A 21,333-nucleotide genomic window follows, 5' to 3' on the forward strand; every position below is an offset into this window, starting at 1 on the left:
CAACCTGTTGGGCTCCCGGTTCCGCGTCAGCGACGGCAGGACCGTCTGACGCTCCGCACCCACATCGGACGGTTCGCCGCACCACCGGCGAACCGTCCTCGAACGTCCGGGTATCGGGGAGTCAGGGAGTCAGGGAGTCATTGGTCCGGGTCTCCTTCGTCGACCGGCCCCCTCGGTGGGCACGGAACGAGCCCTTGCCAGCGGGCCGGACCGCATCCCGTGCAGCGCGTGTACCGGGCACGAGGTGGTCCGATTTCCGGCCATGCTCAATTCGTGGCCCCACCACGGAATGGGCTGAGAGGCCCCGAAGGATCTTCACCCACAGGTCGTGCTGCCAGCGGAATCTACGCTTTCGCGATCTTCACGGCGTCGCCAGAAGTGGGACCGAAGTCCAGGACGCCCGCATGACCTGCGAAGACGTGTCCATATGACAGCCAACCAAAACTCATCTACTTCTGCGAATCACTGCTCCCGATGTAGGCATGTCGCGGCGGCCCCACAACGACCCGGGGCCGCCTCACTCGTGCTCCTGGGGGTTACTCACTATGTCCAGACTCACCCGTCGCCAGGCCCTCGGGGCCGTCACCGGCGCAGCCGCGGGCATGGCGCTCGTCGGTGTGGCGACCGCTTCGGCGAACTCCGCACCGGAGAAGGACCGGGCCGCCGCGCCCGCAGGCGTCAAGGGGCCCGCGCCCTTCGACGAGGTGTTCCAAGGCCGTCACATCCAGGGACTGCCCGATCACGCCCATGCCGCCCACGCCGGTCACAGCACGGGCTTCCGCGTCCTGGTCGACGGTCGTGAACTCCATGTGATGCAGCACGGAAAGAGCGGTTGGAGCAGCGCGATCAACCACTACGAGAGGTTCGCATCACCGCGCGACGCCGCTCGCACCGCGGTCACCACCCTCAAGGGCGCCGCCGTCGTCCCCTTCGACCCCACCGCCTGAGCCGGAAGCAGCTGCCATGACCGTACGCAAGAACCAAGCGAACCTGACGGCCGCCGAGAAGCAGGCGTTCGTCGACGCCGTGCTGGAGGTCAAACGCATCGGTGTGTATGACGAGTTCGTCGCCGCCCACCGTCTTCGTTTCGCCCTGGACATGAACACCGGGGTCTACGTGGGGCACTTCGGCCCGTCGTTCCTGCCCTGGCACCGCAAGTTCCTGATCGACTTCGAGGACGAGCTCCAGAAGATCGATGCGTCGGTGTCGATCCCCTACTGGGACTGGACGGCCGACAACACCGTCGGATCCTCGCTCTGGGCGCCGAACTTCCTCGGCGGCACCGGACGCCCCCTGGACGACCAGGTGATGGACGGCCCCTTCGCCTACTCGGCGGGCAACTGGCCCATCACCATCCAGGTCGACAGCCGGCCGTTCCTCGCGCGCAACCTCGCCTACCGCGTCCCCACGCTGCCGACCAGGGCCGAGGTCGATGCAGCCCTCGCGATTCCCACCTATGACTCCCCGCCCTGGCGTGACGGTTCGTCCGGCTTCCGTTCCACGCTCGAAGGCTCGGCGGGTTACATGAGCATGCACAACCGGGTGCACACCTGGGTCTGGGGTCAGATGGAGTCGAGCGTTTCCCCGAACGACCCGGTGTTCTGGCTGCACCACTCGTTCGTCGACAAGCTCTGGGCCGACTGGCACGCGCTCCACCCGAGCAGCGCCGAGTACCTCCCCGCCGGTGGCACGGTCGATGTGATCGATCTGAACGAGACCATGCCGCCCTGGACCAACACGACCCCGCAGAGCATGTTGGACCACACCCCGTTCTACACGTACGTGTGATGCGGGAGTCGAACCGGTGCCCCGGCACGCAGGGGCACCGGTTCGACGCTTCCTACCGTCCGCTTTCCGTGTTCGATGTGTTCGGCCCGGTGGGGTGGGCGAAGCTGGGGTAGTCGGTGTAGCCGTGGGCTCCTCCGCCGTAGAAGCCCGTCCGGCGCGCTTCGTTGAGGGGCGCGCCGATGCGGCAGCGGGTGACGAGGTCGGGGTTGGCGAGGAAGTCCCGGCCGAAGGAGACGAGGTCAGCGCCGCGTTGCAGGGAATGGGCGGCGGCTTCGGGTTTGTCGCGGTCGGCTGGGAGCGGGGTGACCATGAGCGCGGTGGGCCACAGTTCCCGTATCGCGGTGTCGAGTTCCGTGCCCGTCTCGCCGTGGTGGAGATAGGCGATCCCGAGCGGGGCGAGCGCGTGGACGAGTGCGGTGTACGTGCCGTACGGGTCGGTCTCGTCGAGGTCGCCGAAGGGGTTGGAGGGTGAGATGCGCACACCGACCCGGTGCGGGCCGATGGTGTCGGCGACGGCTCGGGCAATTGCCACGGTGAGTCGGATGCGGCCTTCGACGTCCCCACCCCAACGGTCGGTGCGGAGGTTGGTGTTGTCCGCGAGGAACTGGTGGAGCAGATAGCCGTTGGCCGCGTGGATCTCCACCCCGTCCAGCCCTGCGACGACGGCGCGGCGGGCGGAGCGGACGAAGTCCTCGATCAGCTCCTGGATCGCGCCGTCGGTGAGGACCCTCGGGGTGACGGCCGGCACCCGGCCGCCCGAGGTGTGGACGAGGGCGTCGGCGGCCACCGCCGATGGACCCACCGGAATCGACCCCTGGGGCAGGAAGTCCGGGTGCGCCAGCCGCCCGGCGTGCATGAGCTGGAGGAAGAGGTGTCCTTCCGCCGCGTGCACCCCGTCCGCGATCCGCGCCCAGCCGTCCTGGTGCGCGTCCGTGAACAGGCCGGGAGCGTCGGGGCCAATGGCCCCGGCGGCAACCGGGTGAGTGCCCTCGGCCACGATCAACCCCGCCGAGGCGCGCTGGGTGTAGTAGTGCGCCATCAGACTGCCGGGAGTGCCGTCGGCGTTGGCACGGGCGCGGCTCATCGGTGCCATGACCATGCGGTTGGGCAGGGTGAGGTCCCCGAGCCGGGTGGGCTCGAAGAGGGCGGCGGGCGCGGGCACGGCGGGTCCTTTCCGTCTTTCGTCGTGAGGCCGTGGGGTGGGGGGGTTGGGGTTGGGGTTGGAGGATCGTGGGGTCAGAGGTTCCAGCTCTTGGCGAGCAGTTCGTAGGAGCGCAGGCGGGCGTCGAAGTCCCATGCCTCGCTGACGATCATCAGTTCGTCGGCTTCCGTGCGGTCGACGAGGTCTTCGAGGCCGCGGCGGACGGTGTCCGGTGTGCCGGTGAAGGACTCGGCGAGCATGGCGTTCACCATCTGTGCCTCCTGCTGGGTCCATGCTGCGTCGATGTCCTCGATCGGCGGCAGGAACTCCATGCCGCCCCGGAAGTGGGTGAGGAACTTCTGCTGGAGCGAGCTGAAGATCCGTACGGCTTCGGCGTCGGTGTCTGCGGCGACCGCGTTGGCCGCGACGACGGCGTAGGGCTTCGCCAGGGTCGCCGAGGGGCGGAAGGCGGTCCGGTAGAGCGCCAGTGCGGTGCCGAGTTGGTCGGGTGAGAAGTGGGAGGCGAAGACGAAGGGCAGGCCCTCGCGGGCGGCGAGGGCCGCGCCGAAGGTGCTGGAGCCCAGGATGTAGACGGGCAGGTCGACGCCCTCGCCGGGGATCGCGCGGACCTTGCGCTCGGCGCTGCCGGGCGCAAGGTAGCCGCGGAGTTCGGCTGTCTGCTCGGGGAAGTCGGCGCCGCTCTGGTGCTCGCGCCGCAGGGCGCGCGTGGTCCAGGGGTCGGTTCCGGGTGCCCTGCCGAGGCCGAGGTCGATCCGGCCCGGGTGGTAGGTGGCGAGGGTGCCGAACTGTTCGGCGACGACGTACGGGGCGTGGTTGGGCAGCATGACACCGCCCGCTCCGACCCTGATCCGCTCGGTGGCTGCGGCGACCTGGCCGATGATGATCGAAGTCGCGGAGCTGGCCATCGCCGGGGTGTTGTGGTGCTCGGAGATCCAGAAGCGGCGGTAGCCGTACGCCTCGGTGGCGCGGGCCAGCGCGACGGTGTTCTCCAGTGCCTCGGCGGCGGGCCGGCCCTTGCGGATCGGGGAGAGGTCGAGGACGGAGAGCGGGATGTCGGAGTAGCGGGGCATAACGGTTCTTTCGGGGTGGGTGGGGCCGGGGTCGGTCCCGTACGAAATGGTGGGTCGGGGCCCGGTTCCGGTGGGGGAACCGGGCCGTGGTCGGCACGGCGGCTGGGGCGGGCGTCAGGACAGGTCCAGGACGGCCTTTCCCGCCAGACGGCTCTCGCGTACGGCGTCGAGGGTGTCGGCGGCGTCGGTCCAGTGGCCGCGCCACACGGTGTGCGTACGCAGCCTCCCGGCGGCCACCTCGGCGGCGAGCCAGGTCAGGTCTCTGTCGATGCCGCCGTCGGCCATCTCGAAGAAGGTGACGATCGAGCGGTTCTGGCGCATCGGGTCGGCGAGGAGACTGCCCGGTGGGAAGCCCGTGGTGTCGCCGGAGGCGGCGCCGGTCAGTACGAGCGTGCCGCCCTCGCCGAGCGCGTCGAAGTACGCGGCGAGGTCGGCGCCCCCGACCTGGTCGAGCACGCCGTCGACGGGCGCGGTGATCCCGCCGGGTCCGGTGACGACCTCGTGGGCACCGAGGGCACGCAGTTCATCGGCCGGTCCGGGCTTCCGGGCGACGGCGATCACGTGAGCCCCGCCCCTGGCCGCGAGTTGGACCGCGAACCGGCCGACAGCGCCCGTGGCGCCGGTGATCAGCACCCGCCGACCCAGGATCGGGCCCAGTTTGCGCAGGGCGCGCAGCGCACTCCCGGCGGAGACGGGCAGGGTGCTCATCTCGCCGAGGTCGGCGTGGTCGGGGACGGTACCGACCAGCGCGGTGTCGACGGCCCGTAGCTCCGCCCAGCCCCCGCCGAGGCCGAGCGTAGTCACCGAAGTGCCGACCGCGGGACCGGAACCATCCGCGGCGGCCCGCTCGACCACTCCGGCGGCGTCCCAGCCGAGCACCGTTCCGTCGGGCGCGCCCGGAAGTATGTAGCGGAACTCGGCCGGATTGGGCGAGATCGCCGCGACGCGGACGAGTGCCTGATGGGGTGCGGGAACGGGATCGGGCACTTCGGCGAGCCGCAACTGTCCGGGGGCGGAGCGGTCGACGATCAGGGCGCGCATGGGATTCCTCCGGTTGGTCTCTGGGATGGATCGCTAAATGTGTCGCTGAGTGGCACTTGCCTATGACCGGGCGTTCGCCGCCGTACCCGGCCGTCCGGACCTCATGGCCGGACCTGCGGGGGACCGCTGACGGAACGGCCCCGAGCCGCGGCGGGCGACCGGATGTCCCCGCCGGCCATCGACGCGGACGCCCGGCCGGAACAGTGAGAGTGTTCCGGCCGGGCGCCCGTTCACACCGCTCCCCCGGTCGACGGCGATGCCGCGATCAGATCTGCGGCTTCGGGTGCGGCGGGGACACGTCGAAGGACGAGTGCGCCCCGCCCAGGGCCCGGGACTCCGGCAGCCAGGACGAGATGATCAGGCTGGTCCGGTCCATGAGTTGCTCGGCACCGAGTTGCACGGGCAGGAAGCGGCCGAAGGGCTCGACCCCCTCCAGGCGCTCCAGGCCCTGGGAAATGGCGACGGACCGGTCCGCGTCGTCGCTCTTCTCGGCGACCGTCAGGATGCCGATCTGCTTCTCCTCGGGCTGGAACATCAGCCAGATGCTGGACTGGCCCTGCTTCTCGGCCTCGTCGCGGACGGTCGGCCAGATCTCCGCCAACAGCTGCTCGACGTTCTCGTTCGTGTAGGAGTAGCGCTCGAACCGGTTGACGTGGTGCGAGGTGGCCATCGGCTTGAAGTCGTGTGCGCCGGTGACCTTCCAGTAGTGCTTGTCCACGCCGGGGAAGCGTGACCAGAACTTCACGCCGGGCTCGGGGAAGAGCTCCTCGTTGGTGAAGTGGTTGTAGTCGAGGACGTTCTCCCAGGTGTCGAAGAGGTAGCGACCGCCGATGTACTTCACGCCGGTGGCCGGGTCGAAGCGCAACGGGGTGTACTTGTGCCGCATCCCCGGGCGGATGTCCATGTTGGGGCGCTCGCGCTCCAACATGTCGACCAGGTCCTGGGTGGAGTAGCGGTCGTCCAGGGGGAAGTCGGAGGTGAAGGCCGCCTCCGCCTTGATCGGGCCGGTCTCGTAACCGCGGACGTCCATGACGTTTCCTCTCTCACTGCCTGTTGCTGGTCCCCGGATCCGGTCGATCCCGCTCGCGGCGGCCCGGCCGTGTCGAAGGCCGGGCGGGGAGGTCTGATAGGGCGCGGCCCCTTGCCGGGGCCGCGCCGAGACCTGTGGCACTCGGCTCTGAGGCGCCTCGTGCCGTGGGACCGGTGAGGGGCACACGGTCCACCGCAGGCTCCCCCGCAGCACGGTGCAACAGCTGCACCGGCCAGGGGTCGCCCGGGTGTCCTCGTGCGTCCCGATGCACTAACCGGACCGCTCGGTCATGTTTGAACCGTAGCACAACATGACCGCACGGTCCGATTAGGTAGGATGGGGAACATGATGAGAGCTGACGCCGTGCGCAACCGACGCCTGCTGATGGACGCCGCCGCTGCGGAGTTCGCCGAGAACGGCATGGACGTGTCGATCACCCGCATCGCCACGCGCGCCGGCATCGGCAAGGGCACGGTCTTCCGGCACTTCGACACCAAGGAACAACTGCTCGCCGAGATCTTCAGCGACCGTCTGGAAGAACTGGTCACGGCCGGGCTCCAGCTCGCCGAGTCCGACGACCCGGCCGGTGCGCTCTTCGAGTTCATGACCATCGGTACGGAGATCCAGGCCCGCGACCGCTCCTTCTGCCAGGCCGCCGCCGCGCTCTCCCGCAGCGAGCCCGCCGTCCACGCCTCCCGCGAACGCCTCGCGGACGTGGCGGAGACCCTCGTCGCCAGGGCACAGCAGACGGGGACGATCCGCGACGACGTCACGGGGCTGGACATCGTGCTCCTGCTGAGCGCCGCGTCACAAGCGGTGCTCAGCATCAGCGAGGACGCTCCCGGCCTCTGGCAGCGCTATCTGTCCATGATCTTCGACGCCCTGCGCCCCGAGAGCGCCCACCCGCTACCCGCCCCCGCGCCGACCCGGGCCCAGTTCACGGGCTAGCCAAGCCACCCTGCCCAACCCTCCCGCACCACCTCGCCGGAGGGTGCTTTCGCATGCCCCGAGCGGACGGGTGACAGTCGCGCCTTCCCGCCGAGAACGCGAGCGGGGTACCTGGCCCGTGCGCGCATCGGCGACTGTCCGTGCGCCCAGTGGCGAGCAGCGGCAAACCCGCCGGTCTAGCTTTCCGTCACGGCGACGACGAGGTTGTCGGAGCACGGGGCGCCGGCACGGCCGACTCACGTCGGGCGTGATCGTCCTGTCGTGGACATCGCTCCGGGCTCCGGGTCGTCGACACCCCATCGAGAACCTCGGCGAACAAGCGTCCGCTCCGTCCGTCGACGTGCTCACCTTCGAGGGAGAAACACCACATGCGCACCGACATGCTCATAGGCGGCGAGTGGACCGCGGGAAGCGGTACCACCTTCCCCACCCTGAACCCGGCGACGGCGGAGGTCATCGCCGAGGTGCCCGAGGCGACCGAGGCGGAGGTGGATGCGGCCGTACGGGCGGCTGCCGCGGCCTTCGAGTCCCGTGAGTGGGGCGGATTGCTGCCCGCCGCCCGGGCGAAGCTGCTGCTGCGGGTCGCGGACCTGCTGGAGGAGAACGCCGATGAAATGGCCCGGTTGGAGACCCTGGACCAGGGACAACCGCTCAATGTGAGCGCCGGGTTCTCGGTGCCGAACGCGGTCGAGCACTTCCGCTACTACGCGGGTTGGGTCACCAAGATCACCGGTGTGACGACCCCTCTGTCGATCCCCGACGTCGACTACCGGTCGGTCCGGGAACCGCTCGGCGTCTGCGGGCTGATCACCCCCTGGAACTTCCCGCTGATGATCCTGGTGTGGAAGCTCGCCCCGGCCCTCGCCACCGGCAACACGGTGGTGATCAAGCCGGCCGAGCAGACCCCTCTGTCCGCGCTGCGGCTGGCCGAGTTGATCGCGGAGGCGGGTGTCCCCGCCGGAGTGGTCAATGTGGTCACGGGCGGCCCGGAGACCGGCCGGGCGCTGGTGCGCCATCCCCTGGTCAAGAAGATCTCCTTCACCGGATCCACAGCCGCCGGGCGGGAGATCGGGGCGGAGTGCGGTCGGACGCTGAAGAAGGTGTCGTTGGAGTTGGGCGGAAAGGCTCCGAGCGTCATCACGGCCGACGCCGACATCGACGCCGCGGTGCAGGGCAATCTGATGGGCGGTCTGCTCAACTCGGGTCAGGTCTGCGCCGCGTACACCCGCTTCTACGTCGACGGCAAGCGCCACGACGAATTCGCCGAGAAGCTCGCCGGGGCCGCCGGTTCGCTGCGGCTCGGCAACGGACTCCACCCCGAAACCCATCTCGGACCGCTGGTCTCGGCCGAACAGGTCGAGCAGACGGCCCACTACGTCGACCTCGGCCGCCAGGAGGGCGCCGAACTGCTGACCGGCGGCAACCGCCCCGACGGCGCACTGGCGTCGGGCTTCTTCTACGAACCGACCGTCTTCGCCGGGGTGCGGCAGGACATGCGGATCGCCCGGGAGGAGATCTTCGGCCCGGTGCTCGCGGTGATGCCGTACGAGGATCCGGAGGAACTGGTGGGCCTTGCCAACGACTCCGCCTACGGGCTGGCCGCCGCCATCTGGTCCCGGGACATCGGCACCGCGGGCCGCCTGGCCCGACAGATCAAGGCCGGCACGGTGTGGATCAACATGATGCAGGGCCTGGACGCCGCTGCCGCCTGGGGCGGAATGAAGTCCTCCGGCCTGGGTCGGGAGATGGGCTGGGCGGCCATCGAGGCCTACACGGAGATCAAGAGCATCTGGACCAGCCACATCTGACGTTGCGCACGGTCCTGCCGGGTGCGCCGATCCGGCAGGACCGACACGCCGAGCCAGTCCGCGCCGGACGCCGGCCTCGACAGGGCCGCGGCCCAATGGAGTACCCGCGCCGCCCGGCGGCGCGCCGAACGAGGAGCACCCCGCATGGCCATCGACTTCACCCTCACCCCCGAACAGCGACAGCTGCGCCAGGAAGCAAGGGACTTCGCCCACAAGGTCCTCACCGAGGTGGGCCCCGCCACCCGGCATCTCGCCGATCCCGAGGAGCGCTGGAAGGCGACGCGCCCCATCTACGAACAGGTCATCGCCGACGGCTGGCTGCGCCGCATCCTGCCGGTGCCGCTCGGCGGGGACGGCCGGGGCATGGTCGACTTCGCGCTGGTGGCCGAGGAGTTCGTTGCCGTCGACGCGAACGTCTCGCTCACCCTGTTCGCGGTCACGCTCGGCCTCACTCCCCTGATGGCGGCCGGGAGCCCCGAGCAGATGCACGAGCACTTCGGGCGCTTTCTGGAGCCCTCGGGCGCCCCTCTCGCAGCCTTTGCGTTCAGCGAGCCGGGAGGGAGCGCCAACTATGACGCCCCGGCGCCCGCCGAAGGGGTCCGCACCACCGCGGTGCTCGACGCGGAGCGTGGTGAGTGGGTCATCAACGGCGCGAAGAAGTGGGTGTCGAGCGCGGGCGGCTGGGACGGCGAGGGACCCGATCTGCTGGCCGTGGTCTGCCGGACGAGCCCGGACGCATCGCCGGACGAGTCGCTGTCGGTGATCCTGGTGCCCGGACCCGTCCCCGGGCTCACTCTTGACACCAGCCTCGATCTACTCGGCCATCGAGCCCATCAGACACCGACGATCACCCTGCGCGATGTGCGCGTACCGCAGGGCAATGTCCTCGGAGCCCCGGGCGCCGGGCGCCAGATCATCGCGGGGAGCTTCGTGCCGACCGCCGCGCTGGTCGGGGTGTTCGCCCTGGCCAAGATGCGCGCGGCATTCGAGTTCGCGCTCGACTTCGCCAAGCGGGAGCGACGGGCGGGCGCGGTGCCGATCATCGACCACCAGGCCGTGGGGTACGCGCTCGCGGACGCCAAGGCGGCGATGGAAGCGGTCCGCTACCTGTCCTGGCGAGCGTGTCATGCCCTGGACACCCGGAGCCCGGCAGCGGCGGAACTCGCCCTGTACGCAAAGGTGTTCGGTTCGGAGACGGCGGTACGCGTCATCACCGATCTGATGCGCGTCGTCGGCATGGACAGCTACAGCCATGAGAACCCGCTCGCCGAGATACTTCAGGACGCCCTGGTGTATCCGCTGTTCGACGGGGGCAACCTCGGGGTCCGCCGGCGTCAACTGCACGCGATGCTGGCCGATCCGTCCTACGACCCGACCGCCACCTATCTCGGCACGGCACCGTGACGCATCGGCTCGCCACAGCCGTGCTGTGGCGAGCCGATCAATCGGACCCGCGCTCCGGACCCGTGCGTACCTACCGGGTCCCGAGCGCGGGTCCGAACGACATACCCCTCGATGAAGCCCCCGGGGAACACACCGTACGGACACGTCGTCAGCCCCCTCCGCGCTCTACCCGTCCGTGGTGGCGACTCCCTGACCCGCCGCGCGGCGGATCTCAGCCGCGCTCTGCCCGTACTCGGCGCGCAGGGCGCGGCTGAGGTGCGTGGCGTCGAGGAAGCCCCAGCCGGCGGCGATGGCGGAGACACTGCGGTCGGACAGGGCGGGGTCCGCCAGATCCCGGCGGATGCGCTCCAGCCGGCGGCCCCTGATCCAGGAGGCGAGGGTGACCCCACGCCGCTGGAGGACCTTGTGGAGGTAGCGCACGGAGACGTGGTGGGCGCGGGCGACCGATTCCGGGGAGAGGCGGGGGTCGGCCAGCCGGCCGAGGCAGTAAGTGAGGATGCGTTCGCCGAGGTCATCGGCGGGACGGAGGTCTACCGGCTGTTCTGCCAGCGCCGTCAGGACGACCGAGACGAGCGCGTCCGCCAGGTGCGGTCCTCCGCTGCCCGTACAGGCGTCGAGGTCGTCCGCCGCGTCGCGCAGGAGGGCTGCGGCGAGCCGTCTGCCGCCACCGCCGGTCGGTACTGCTGAGGCGGTGCGTGAGGTCAGCGGATCGACGTGGGGCCCCAGCAGGGTGCGCGGGATGCCGAGGACGACGAGGTCGAACGGGTCCCAGAAGCGCAGTCGGTACGGCCGTACGGTCTCGTAGAGGACGAGGTCACCCGGTGCCGGTAGACACTGGCGGCCGTCCTGCTCGACGCCCGCGCGCCCCCGTCCGTACAGCGCGACCTTCACCAGTTCCCGGTCGCCCGAGCCGATGAGCGAGGGCGTGCGCAGCACGGTGCACGGCCCGCCGGTGATCCGCGTGACCAGGATCTGCCCGGGCTTTGCGCTGCCGAGCGTGGGGACGGGACCGTCCGTTGCGGTGTTCTCGTCGGGGTGGACGCGCAGGGGTGCGAACGCGTCGGAGACGAGCGTCTGGAACCGCTCGCTGTGCTCACGGTTGTCAGGGGTGCCGGCCATGAGCTGCCTCCTTCGCCATCACGCCATTGTGCTCGTTCGCGCCTCCGGTCGAGAAGTGCGGTGCTCGGGACCGGCTCGGCCCCGGTGTCCGGGCGCGGCGGCGTCGACCGTGCCCGGACACGGGGGATCGTCGTCATGCCCGGCGGAGGTCCTTGACCCGGCGGAGCTTCCCGAGGGAGCGCTCCAGGGTCTCGGGGGCGACGATCCGCACCTCGACGGTGATGCCCACCCCGTCCTTGACGCTCTGGGCGATGGATCGGGCGGCTGCCTCTCGTTGTTCGGCGGCGGCTTGGGGCCGTGCCTCGACGAGGACGGTCATGTGGTCCATCCTTCCCCGCCGGGTCAGCTCGATCTGGAAGTGAGGGGCGACGCCGGGGGTCCGCAGCACGATCTCCTCGATCTGGCTGGGGAAGACGTTCACCCCACGCAGGATGATCATGTCGTCGCAACGACCGGTGATCTTCTGGATCCGGCGGAAGGCGGGCCGTGCGGTGCCGGGCAGCAGTCGGGTCAGATCGCGGGTGCGGTAGCGGATGATCGGCAGCGCCTCCTTGGTGAGCGAGGTGAAGACGAGCTCCCCCTCTTCGCCCTCGGGCAGCACGGCATCGCCGAGGGGGTCCACCACTTCGGGATAGAAGTGGTCCTCCCACACGTGCAGCCCGTCCTTGGTCTCCACGCACTCCTGGGCGACGCCGGGCCCGATCACTTCGGACAGACCGTAGATGTCGACTGCGTGGATGCCTGCGCGCTCCTCGATCTCGCGGCGCATCTCCTCGGTCCAGGGCTCGGCGCCGAAGATGCCCACCTTCAGGGAGGTGGTGCGCGGGTCGATCCCCTGCTTCTCGAACTCGTCGAGCAGGGTGAGCATGTAGGACGGGGTGATCATGATGATCTCGGGCTGGAAGTCCTGGATGATCTGGACCTGGCGTGCCGTCATGCCCCCGGAGGCCGGGATCACGGTGCATCCGGCCCGCTCGGCGCCGTAGTGCGCGCCGAGGCCCCCGGTGAACAGGCCGTAGCCGTAAGAAATGTGCACCTTGTGGCCCGGTCGGCCGCCCGCCGCCCGGATGGAGCGGGCTATCACGTCCGCCCACATGGAGAGGTCGTTGTCCGTGTAGCCGACGACGGTGGGCCGGCCGGTGGTGCCGCTGGAGGCGTGGACGCGCCGTACGTCCGCCATCGGGACGGCGAACATGCCGAAGGGGTAGGTGTCCCGGAGGTCGGCCTTGGTGGTGCAGGGGAATCGGGCCAGGTCCTGGAGCGAACGACAGTCGTCGGGGCTGACCCCCGCTGCGTCGAATCGCGTGCGGTAGAGCTCCACGTTGTCGTAGGCGTGCCGCAGTGTGGAGCGCAGGCGGTCGAGTTGGAGCTCCTCCAGTTGTACGCGGGTCAGTCGCTCGCCGTCGTCCAGCAGGTCGGGAGGGATCGCTTCCCCGTGGCCGCGGGGTCGGGTGCCGGCGGCCGGGGCGTCGGTCGGGGGGACCGCGGCCATCGGTTCGCTGCTCATCGCGACTCCTTCGTCGTCGTGCTCGGTGTCCTGGTCACCGTCGTGCCTTTCGCTGTGCTGTCGTCGTGTCCCGCCTCGCGCCCCGGCCGCGTGATGCGGGGTCAAGCCGGTGCCGGGGAGCCGGGACCGCGGCGACATCGGTGGGCGTCGTGTCCCTGGGCGTCGAACCAGTGGTCTGTGTCACCGTCCACACCGTCTTGCCTCCCGACCGAACATTCGGTTAGCTTGCGCCACGCCCAGTAATCCAGCCGCCCCGCTGCCTGTCAAGAGGTGGAACACATGCCCATGAAGCCCCCTGACCGTCCGGACTTCTTCGCACGCCACCGCGAACTGTTGGAGCGGGCCGTCGCCGCTACGGCGAGCCGCCGGCACTGGACGCCGTACCCCGAGTCGCCGAGCAGATCCGCCTACGGCGAGGATGCGGCCCGGGACGGAGAAGTCGCCTTCCAGAAACGGCTCGCCACCCACTTCGCGCTGCCGGGCCACCCCGGCGAAGGCGTCGTGGCGGCCACCGAGACCTCCCCCTACGGTTTTCCCCTCGACATCACCTACCCCCGCGTCACCCCCGACGAGGCGGTGGCCGCCGCGAAAGCGGCCACCGGACCCTGGCGGGACGCGGGCCCCGACACCCGGGCCGGCGTCGCCGCCGAGATCCTCGCCCGACTGAACGCGGCCAGCTTCGAGATCGCCCACGCGGTGCAACACACCACCGGACAGGCGTTCGTGATGGCCTTCCAGGCCGGCGGACCCCATGCCCAGGACCGCGGCCTGGAGGCGGTCGCATACGCGTGGGCGGAGCAGAAGCGCCACCCGGGCACGGCACGGTGGAGCAAGCCGCAGCGCAAGAGCGGGCCGCTGGTGATGGACAAGAAGTTCACCGCGGTCGGCCGGGGAGTGTCCCTGTTGGTCGCCTGCAACACCTTCCCGACCTGGAACGGCTATCCGGGCCTGTTCGCAAGCCTGGTCACCGGCAACCCGGTCGTCGTCAAGCCGCACCCGGGAGCCGTGCTGCCGCTCGCGATCACCGTTCACACCGCCCGCGAGGTACTGGTCGAGGCGGGCTTCGACGCCGATCTGGTGATCCTCGCCGCCGAGGCACCCGAGGACCGCAACGCCTCCGTGTTCGCCCTCCACCCCGATGTGCGGATCATCGACTTCACTGGCTCGACCGCCTTCGGCGACTGGCTGGAGGACAACGCACGGCAGGCCGTCGTCCACACCGAGAAGGCGGGCCTGAACACGGTCGTCCTCGACTCCACCGACGACTACCGGGGGCTGCTGGGCAATCTGGCCTTCTCGCTCTCCCTCTACAGCGGCCAGATGTGCACCGCACCGCAGAACCTCCTGATCCCGCGGGACGGCTTCGCCACCGACGAGGGGACGAAGTCCGCCGACGCGTTCGCCGACGACCTCTCCGTGGCGCTGGACCGGCTGCTCGCCGACCCGGCCAGGGCTGCCGGGACCCTGGGCGCGCTCGTCAACGACGGGGTCCTGGCACGTCTGGACGAAGCCGCCGGGCTCGGGCGTACGGTCCGTGCGTCGACCCCCGTACGGCACCCGGAACATCCGGACGCCGTCGTACGGACCCCCCTGGTGGCACGGTTGGAGGCGGAGAGCGATCGGGAGACCTACGCCCGTGAGTGGTTCGGTCCGGTCTCCTTCGTCATCGGCACCGAATCCACCGAGCACAGCCTGCGCCTCTTCCGCGAGACCGTGGGCGAACACGGCGCCCTGACCGCTGCCGTCCACTCCACCGACGAAGAGGTGTTGGAGGCCGCCGAGCGTGCCGCCCTGGACGCCGGAGTGCACCTCTCGGAGAACCTCACCGGCCAGGTCTACGTCAACCAGTCCGCCGCCTTCAGCGACTTCCACGGCAGCTCCGCCAACCCGGCCGCCAGCGCCACCCTGTCCGACCCCGCCTTCGTCACCGGCCGCTTCACCACCCTCCAGTCGCGACGGCCCGTACCCGCCGAGGAGTCCATCCGTGTCTGACGAGATCTTCCTGATCGACGGCGCCCGTACCCCCCAGGGCCGCTACGGCGGCGCGCTGGCCTCGGTGCGCCCCGACGACCTGGCGGCCCTGGTGGTCGGGGAGGCCGTGCGACGCGCGGGCATTCCGGGCGAAGCCGTGGACGAGGTCGTCCTCGGGGCCGCCAACCAGGCGGGCGAGGACAATCGGGACGTCGCACGGATGGCGGCGCTGCTCGCCGGACTCCCCCACACCGTGCCCGGGTACACCGTCAACCGGCTCTGCGCATCGGGCCTCACCGCCGTGGCCTCGGCCGCACAGGCGATCCGCTCCGGTGAGGCCGAGATCGTGGTGGCGGGCGGAGTCGAGTCGATGACCCGCGCGCCCTGGGTGATGGCCAAACCCGGCACCCCCTGGGCGAAACCGGGAGAGGTCCACGACACCTCGTTGGGCTGGCGGTTCACCAATCCGCGCTTCACTACGGCCGACCGGGCGGTGCCCACAGGTGCCGGGCCGGAGGCGGTCAAGATCACCCTGTCGATGGGTGAGACCGCCGAGGAGGTCGCCGCGCTCGACGGCATCAGCCGCGCCGAGTCCGACGCCTTCGCGCTCCGCAGCCACCAACGGGCCGTCGCCGCTCGAACAGCAGGGCACTTCGACCGCGAGCTCGTACCGGTGCCCGTGAAGGAGGGTCGGGTCACCGAGGACGAGGGCCCCCGTCCGGGTACCACCCTGGAGAAGTTGGGGAGCCTGCGAACGATCTTCCGGGAGAACGGAATCGTCACGGCCGGTTCCGCCTCGCCCCTGTCCGACGGAGCCGCAGCCCTGGTGGTCGCGAGCGCGACGGCCGTGCGGCGGTTCGGTCTGACGCCGAGGGCCCGGATCGTGACCTCGGCATCGGCCGGTGTGCAGCCGCACCTGATGGGCCTCGGTCCGGTTCCCGCCACCGAGAAGGTGCTCGCCCGGGCCGGCCTGGTGGCGGGCGACCTGGACGCGGTCGAGTTGAACGAGGCGTTCGCCGCTCAGGCACTGGCCGTGATCCGACGGCTGAAGTTGGACGAGGCACGGGTCAACGCGGACGGCGGTGCCATCGCGCTGGGACATCCGCTCGGCTGTTCCGGCGCCCGGATCCTGCTCACGCTGATCGGCCGGCTGGAGCGCGAGGACGCACGGCGCGGCCTGGCCACGCTGTGCGTGGGCGTGGGGCAGGGCGTTGCGATGCTGGTGGAGCGGGTGTGAACGACACGATGACGGACCGGGACTCACCGGGGTCGGCGACGTACGAAACCCTCCTGGTGGAGGAGCGCGCGGACCGGGTCGTGGTCACCCTGAACCGACCGCGGACTCGGAACGCCATCAGCGCCCGGATGGTCAGCGAACTGCACGCGATCTGCGAACTGCTGGACCGGGCCCATGCACTGCTGGACCGGATGGCCAGCTCTTCGTCCACAGCACTGCGTCTGACCAAGCTCGTGGTGGACGCACCCGGTGCCCATCCGGTCGCCGACGATCTGGCGCAGGCGGTCCTGTTCGAAGGGGCGGACAAGAGGGAGCGGATGACCCGTTTCCTGGAGCGGTCGACGGAACGAGAGGGCACGGCATGAATCCGAAGAAGCAACCACCGGTGGAAGAACGGTCGGGAGGGGAGCGGCCGGAGGACGCCGGTGCCCAGGGGCACGTGCCGTCCGCACCCGTGGTCGTCGGAGTGATCGGCGGCGGCAGGATGGGCGCCGGCATCGCGCAGTCGTTCGCCGCGGCGGGCTCGACGGTCACGGTGGCCGAGGGGAACGCATCGGCCGCGGCTGCCGCACGGGACCGGATCGGCGCCGGGCTCCAGCGGGCGGCGGAGCGGGGCAAGCTGATCGAGCCCATGGAGCGGATCCTCAGCCGGGTCACCACCGTGGAGTCGGTCGAAGCACTGCCTGCGACGGCCGATCTGGTGGTGGAGGCGGTCCCCGAGGACACGGCGCTGAAGGCGCGGCTGCTGTCGGCCGCCGAGCGGGCCGTGGGCGTTCGGACCGTGCTGGCCACCAACACCAGTTCCCTTTCGGTCTCCGAGCTGGCTTCGGCACTCGTCCACCCCGGGCGTTTCGTCGGGATGCACTTCTTCAACCCGGTGCCGGCCTCCGAGCTGGTCGAGATCGTGGTGGGGTCGCAGACGCTGCCCACGACCGTACGGGCGGCGCTGGAGTGGACCCACTCCCTCGGCAAGAAGGACGTGGTCGTCCGGGACTCCCCCGGGTTCGCCAGCAGCCGCCTCGGCGTGGCGCTGGGTCTTGAGGCGATCCGGATGGTGGAGGAGCAGGTGGCCGAGCCGGAGGCCATCGACGACGCCATGCGGTTGGGTTACAAGCATCCGATGGGGCCGCTGCGGCTGACCGATCTGGTCGGGCTCGATGTGCGCCTGGCCATCGCCGAGCATCTGCACGCCACGCTGGGCGAGCGTTTCGCCCCACCACGGCTGTTGCGTGAGAAGGTCGCCCGCGGTGAGTTGGGCCGCAAGAGCGGACAGGGGTTCTATCCGTGGCCGTGACCACCGATGCGACCACCGACGGCCGTCAGCCCGAGGCGGCGCAGCCCGGCAGCGGGCGGGATCGGGTCGGGTGCGCCCTCATCTCAGGCGTCGCTGTCATCACGCAATAGCCGGGGCCCTCGGCCAGGTCTTGCCCGGCCGTGGAAAACACGGCAGACTCAAGCCAACCGAACGATCGGTAGGGAGCTGTATCGATGACCACGCCATCCGTCGCGCAAGCGCCGCTCCAGGAGCACTTCGACGCGACGATCGCTCGCGACCAGCGCATAGAACCGCGTGACTGGATGCCGGACGGGTACCGCAGGACGCTCATCCGACAGATCGCGCAGCACGCCCACTCGGAGATCATCGGGATGCAGCCCGAAGGCGAATGGATCACCCGCGCGCCGTCGCTGCGCCGCAAGGCCATCCTGTTCGCGAAGGTCCAGGACGAGGCGGGGCACGGCCTCTACCTCTACTCGGCCGCCGAGACGCTCGGCGCCGACCGTGCGGACCTCACCGAGCGGCTGATCGAGGGGCGTCAGAAGTACTCCTCCATCTTCAACTACCCCACGCCCACCTTCGCCGACGTCGGCGTCATCGGCTGGTTCGTGGACGGTGCGGCGATCTGCAACCAGGTCCCCCTGTGCCGGAGTTCGTACGGGCCGTACGCCCGGGCGATGGTGCGGATCTGCAAGGAGGAGTCGTTCCACCAACGGCAGGGCTACGAAATGCTGATGACGATGATGCGCGGCACCGAGGCCCAGCGGGAGATGGTGCAGGGCGCGGTGGACCGCTGGTGGTGGCCGTCGCTGATGATGTTCGGCCCGCCCGACGGTGACTCGCCCAACTCGGCCGCCTCGATGGCCTGGAAGATCAAACGCCACAGCAACGACGAACTGCGCCAGCGGTTCGTCGACATGACCGTCCCGCAGGCCGAGAAGCTCGGTGTGACGCTCCCCGACCCCGAACTTCGGTGGAACGAGGGGCGCGGACGCCATGACTTCGGCACTCCCGACTGGTCCGAACTCCAGCGCGTCATCAGTGGCGGAGGACCGTGCAACACCGAGCGGGTGGCGCGGCGTCGATCCGCCCACGAAGAGGGCGCCTGGGTCCGCGAGGCGGCAGCCGCACACGCAGCCAAGCGGGCGGCCCGGGAGCAGCAAGGAGAGGCGGCATGAGCGGCACTTCGCAGGGGAACTGGCCGCTGTACGAGGTGTTCGTGCGCGGCAAGCGCGGACTGAACCACGTCCATGTGGGCTCGCTGCATGCGGCCGACGACGCCATGGCACTCACCCATGCACGGGACCTGTACACCCGGCGCAACGAGGGCGTGTCCCTCTGGGTGGTGCGCTCGGAGCACATCGCCGCCTCCACCCGCGACGAGAAGGACCCGTTCTTCACGCCGAGCGCGGACAAGGTCTATCGACACCCGACCTTCTATGACATACCCGACGACGTCCCGCACATCTGAGGAGCAGGGCATGAGCGACGACCATGTGTACCTCGCCCTCGCAGAGGAGCACGAGGACTCGGCCCGTTGGGCGTACGGCACCGGTTTCGAGGACCCCCTGCACGGTGTGGACACGGCCGTGCCGGCGGGCGTGGACACCGGGCGGCTGGCCGCCGAGTGCATCGCCCTCGGGGACGACGCGCTGATCTGCGCCCAGCGATTGGCCGAGTGGACCACCCGTGCGCCCGAGTTGGAGGAGGAGGTGGCACTGGCCAACATCGGGCTCGACCTGCTCGGTCAGGCCCGGCTGCTCTACGCACGCGCCGGCCAGGTCGACGGCAGCGGGCGCGGCGAGGACGCGTACGCCTACTTCCGGGACGCGCGGGACTTCCGCAACGTCCGGCTGGTCGAACTCCCCTGCGGGGACTTCGCGTTCTCCGTCACCCGGCTGCTGGTGCTCTCCAGTTGGCGGCTCGCCCACTTCCAGACGCTCGCCGCCCACCCGGACCCCGTCCTGTCGGCGATCGCGGCGAAGGGCGTGCAGGAACTCACCTATCACCGTCAGTACGCGGCCCAGTGGGTGGTGCGGCTGGGCGACGGCACCGAGGAGTCACAGCGCCGACTGCTCGCCGCTCTGGAGGAGACGGCCCCGCACCTCGACGAGTTGTTCGCGGCGCACGACGCACGGGACGAGGTCGTCGACGTGCTGCGCCAGGTGACCGAGGAGGCCGGGGTGCCCCTGCCGGGCGGCCGACCGTTGCCGGGTGCGGGACGGGACGGTGACCACACCGAACACCTCGCCCCGCTGTTGGTCGAGTTGCAGAGCGTGGCCCGCGCCCATCCGGACGCGACATGGTGACCGTACGGTCGGTGGCCCAGCACGCCCGACGGATCGCCGAGCAGGTGCCCGACCCCGAGTTGCCCATGCTGACGCTGGCGGACCTCGGTGTGCTGCGCGCTGTGGAGGTGACCGCGGACGGCACGGTCGTGGCGAGCCTGACCCCGACCTATTCGGGCTGTCCGGCCATCGCCGAGATGCGCGCGGACGTGGCGGCCCGACTGCGCGGCGCGGGATACGAGCGCGTGGAGATCCGCACCCTCCTCTCGCCGCCCTGGACCACCGACTGGATCACCCCGGCGGGCCGCCGCAAGCTCGCCGAACACGGCATCGCCCCGCCCGGCGCCGCACCCCGGCACCCGGCGGGCCCGGTGCCGCTGGTGCTGACGCCCCTGCGGCGCAGTGTGCCGTGCCCCCTGTGCGCATCGGCGGACACCGAGGAGACCTCACGGTTCGCCGCGACCGCCTGCAAGGCGCTGTGGCGCTGTCGCACCTGCGGCGAGCCGTTCGAGTACGTCAAGGAGATCTGATGGAGGACCTGTTGCATCCGGCCGACACCGCCACCGCGCCCCGGCGGACCCCCCGCCGCCGTCCGGTCTTCCACCCCCTGCGCGTCGCCACCGTCCAACCGCTGTGCGAGGACGCGGCCACGGTCGGCTTCCACATACCGGACGGACTGGCCCGGGAGTTCGCCTTCGCCCCCGGCCAGTCCCTGACCCTTCGGCGCGAGATCAACGGCCGGGACGAACGCCGTTCGTACTCCATCTGTTCGGCCGTCGGCGCGGCGCCGCGCATCGGCGTCCGGGTGGTGCCGGGCGGACTGTTCTCGTCCTGGTTGGTCCACGAGGTGCGCCCCGGCGACACCGTCGAGGTGATGGCTCCCACCGGCGCCTTCACCCCCGACCTCACCACCCCCGGCAACCATGTACTGATCGCGGCGGGTTCGGGCATCACGCCGATGCTCTCCATCGCCGAATCGGTCCTGGCCGCGGACTCGCGTTCGACCGTGACCCTCTTCTACGGCAACCGACGCACGGGAACGGTGATGTTCGCCGATGAACTGGCCGATGTGAAGGACCTGTACCCCGGCCGGTTCCACCTCGCGCACGTCCTCTCCCGGGAACCCCGCGAGGCCGAGGTGCTCTCCGGGCGTCTCGACGCCGACCGGCTGTCGGCGCTCATCGGCTCGCTGGTGGACATCGAATCCGCCGACCACTGGTGGCTCTGCGGCCCGCACGGCATGGTCCGCGACGCCCAGCAGGTCCTGGCCGGTCGCAAGGTCCCGGACGACCGTGTCCACCAGGAACTCTTCTACGCCGATGACGAGCCCATACGGCAGACGCACCACGAGGACGCCGTCGCTGCGGGACCCGTCAGCCAGGTCACCATCACCCTCGACGGCCGCTCCACCACCTCGCCGCTCCCACAGGGCAGGAGCATCCTCGACGGTGCGCAGCAGACCCGACCCGACCTGCCCTTCGCCTGCAAGGGCGGGGTCTGCGGCACCTGTCGCGCCCTGGTGACCGACGGCACGGCCGACATGCGCCGCAACTACGCCCTCGAACCCGCCGAGGTCGACGCCGGCTATGTCCTGACCTGCCAGTCCTATCCGGTCTCGGAGTCCCTGACCGTGGACTTCGACTCCTGACCGGTCCCGCCGCGGCGTCGATCGGACGACCGCCGT

Annotated in this window: 19 protein-coding genes and 1 pseudogene; 14 read left to right on the top strand and 6 right to left on the bottom strand. The window is 70.4% G+C overall.

All coding sequences use genetic code 11. The annotated features are described in order from the left end of the window. The first annotated feature begins 545 nt into the window (after positions 1-545). Entirely contained in the window at positions 546-947 is a 402-nt protein-coding gene (locus ABZ348_RS00735) for a tyrosinase cofactor (protein WP_358927873.1), read from the top strand. A gap of 16 nt (positions 948-963) precedes the next feature. Continuing rightward, a complete protein-coding gene (locus tag ABZ348_RS00740; protein ID WP_358927875.1) occupies positions 964-1,788 on the top strand; it encodes a tyrosinase family protein in 825 nt (274 codons plus the stop codon). 52 nt (positions 1,789-1,840) lie between these two features. On the opposite strand, the gene ABZ348_RS00745 is transcribed toward ABZ348_RS00740, so the two are convergent. From ABZ348_RS00745 to ABZ348_RS00760, 4 genes are all read right to left on the bottom strand, one after another. Then, the gene (locus tag ABZ348_RS00745; protein WP_358927877.1) at positions 1,841-2,950 is read right to left on the bottom strand and encodes an alkene reductase; all 1,110 of its coding nucleotides are present in this window, start codon (positions 2,948-2,950) and stop codon (positions 1,841-1,843) included. Between the two features lie 74 nt (positions 2,951-3,024). Then, positions 3,025-4,020 (bottom strand): LLM class flavin-dependent oxidoreductase, encoded by a 996-nt coding sequence (locus tag ABZ348_RS00750; protein WP_358927879.1) that lies wholly within the window; start codon positions 4,018-4,020, stop codon positions 3,025-3,027. Between the two features lie 114 nt (positions 4,021-4,134). Next, entirely contained in the window at positions 4,135-5,061 is a 927-nt protein-coding gene (locus tag ABZ348_RS00755; protein WP_358927881.1) for a zinc-binding dehydrogenase, read from the bottom strand. A gap of 265 nt (positions 5,062-5,326) precedes the next feature. Next, positions 5,327-6,091 (bottom strand): hypothetical protein, encoded by a 765-nt coding sequence (locus ABZ348_RS00760; RefSeq protein ID WP_358927883.1) that lies wholly within the window; start codon positions 6,089-6,091, stop codon positions 5,327-5,329. Positions 6,092-6,436: 345 nt separating this feature from the next. Here ABZ348_RS00760 and ABZ348_RS00765 point away from each other — a divergent pair, with 345 nt between their 5' ends. The 3 genes from ABZ348_RS00765 to ABZ348_RS00775 all read left to right on the top strand — a co-directional run bounded on the left by ABZ348_RS00765 (position 6,437) and on the right by ABZ348_RS00775 (position 10,251). After that, positions 6,437-7,039, top strand: a complete 603-nt coding sequence (locus ABZ348_RS00765) for a helix-turn-helix domain-containing protein (protein WP_358927885.1) — start codon at positions 6,437-6,439, stop codon at positions 7,037-7,039. Positions 7,040-7,407: 368 nt separating this feature from the next. Continuing rightward, positions 7,408-8,847 carry an aldehyde dehydrogenase family protein gene (locus ABZ348_RS00770; protein WP_358927887.1) on the top strand — a complete coding sequence of 480 codons (1,440 nt, stop codon included), beginning with the start codon at positions 7,408-7,410 and terminating at the stop codon, positions 8,845-8,847. A gap of 144 nt (positions 8,848-8,991) precedes the next feature. Continuing rightward, positions 8,992-10,251: an acyl-CoA dehydrogenase family protein gene (locus tag ABZ348_RS00775; protein WP_358927889.1), complete on the top strand. Its 1,260-nt coding sequence runs from the start codon at positions 8,992-8,994 to the stop codon at positions 10,249-10,251. 165 nt (positions 10,252-10,416) lie between these two features. Here the strand turns inward: ABZ348_RS00775 and ABZ348_RS00780 are convergent, their stop codons facing one another. Beyond that, on the bottom strand, positions 10,417-11,370 hold the full coding sequence (locus tag ABZ348_RS00780; protein WP_358927891.1) for a helix-turn-helix domain-containing protein: 954 nt from the start codon (positions 11,368-11,370) through the stop codon (positions 10,417-10,419). A gap of 133 nt (positions 11,371-11,503) precedes the next feature. Further along, on the bottom strand, positions 11,504-12,862 hold the full coding sequence (gene paaK / locus ABZ348_RS00785; RefSeq protein ID WP_358928769.1) for a phenylacetate--CoA ligase PaaK: 1,359 nt from the start codon (positions 12,860-12,862) through the stop codon (positions 11,504-11,506). 300 nt (positions 12,863-13,162) lie between these two features. Here paaK and paaN point away from each other — a divergent pair, with 300 nt between their 5' ends. The 9 genes and pseudogenes from paaN (at position 13,163) to paaE (ending at position 21,297) form a co-directional block, all read left to right on the top strand. Beyond that, on the top strand, positions 13,163-14,869 hold the full coding sequence (paaN, locus tag ABZ348_RS00790; RefSeq protein ID WP_358928771.1) for a phenylacetic acid degradation protein PaaN: 1,707 nt from the start codon (positions 13,163-13,165) through the stop codon (positions 14,867-14,869). Beyond that, complete coding sequence (locus tag ABZ348_RS00795; RefSeq protein WP_358927893.1) at positions 14,862-16,085, top strand: thiolase family protein; 1,224 nt, start codon at positions 14,862-14,864, stop codon at positions 16,083-16,085. Before paaN ends, ABZ348_RS00795 begins: the two co-directional genes overlap by 8 nt. A gap of 113 nt (positions 16,086-16,198) precedes the next feature. Beyond that, a pseudogene (locus ABZ348_RS00800) lies at positions 16,199-16,450 on the top strand (enoyl-CoA hydratase/isomerase family protein); the annotation flags it as partial. A 74-nt stretch (positions 16,451-16,524) separates the two neighbouring features. Then, entirely contained in the window at positions 16,525-17,379 is an 855-nt protein-coding gene (locus tag ABZ348_RS00805; protein WP_358928773.1) for a 3-hydroxyacyl-CoA dehydrogenase family protein, read from the top strand. 194 nt (positions 17,380-17,573) lie between these two features. Then, on the top strand, positions 17,574-18,539 hold the full coding sequence (gene paaA, locus ABZ348_RS00810; RefSeq protein ID WP_358927895.1) for a 1,2-phenylacetyl-CoA epoxidase subunit PaaA: 966 nt from the start codon (positions 17,574-17,576) through the stop codon (positions 18,537-18,539). After that, on the top strand, positions 18,536-18,832 hold the full coding sequence (gene paaB / locus ABZ348_RS00815) for a 1,2-phenylacetyl-CoA epoxidase subunit PaaB (protein WP_358927897.1): 297 nt from the start codon (positions 18,536-18,538) through the stop codon (positions 18,830-18,832). The genes paaA and paaB overlap by 4 nt, the downstream gene beginning before the upstream one ends. A gap of 10 nt (positions 18,833-18,842) precedes the next feature. Next, on the top strand, positions 18,843-19,670 hold the full coding sequence (gene paaC / locus ABZ348_RS00820) for a 1,2-phenylacetyl-CoA epoxidase subunit PaaC (RefSeq protein WP_358927899.1): 828 nt from the start codon (positions 18,843-18,845) through the stop codon (positions 19,668-19,670). Continuing rightward, positions 19,664-20,179 carry a 1,2-phenylacetyl-CoA epoxidase subunit PaaD gene (gene paaD / locus ABZ348_RS00825; protein WP_358927901.1) on the top strand — a complete coding sequence of 172 codons (516 nt, stop codon included), beginning with the start codon at positions 19,664-19,666 and terminating at the stop codon, positions 20,177-20,179. The genes paaC and paaD overlap by 7 nt, the downstream gene beginning before the upstream one ends. Then, on the top strand, positions 20,179-21,297 hold the full coding sequence (paaE, locus tag ABZ348_RS00830) for a 1,2-phenylacetyl-CoA epoxidase subunit PaaE (RefSeq protein WP_358927903.1): 1,119 nt from the start codon (positions 20,179-20,181) through the stop codon (positions 21,295-21,297). The genes paaD and paaE overlap by 1 nt, the downstream gene beginning before the upstream one ends. Positions 21,298-21,333 lie beyond the last annotated feature (36 nt).

Origin of the sequence: Streptomyces sp. NPDC005963 (genome assembly GCF_040638655.1) — a bacterium.
Lineage (GTDB): Bacteria > Actinomycetota > Actinomycetes > Streptomycetales > Streptomycetaceae > Streptomyces.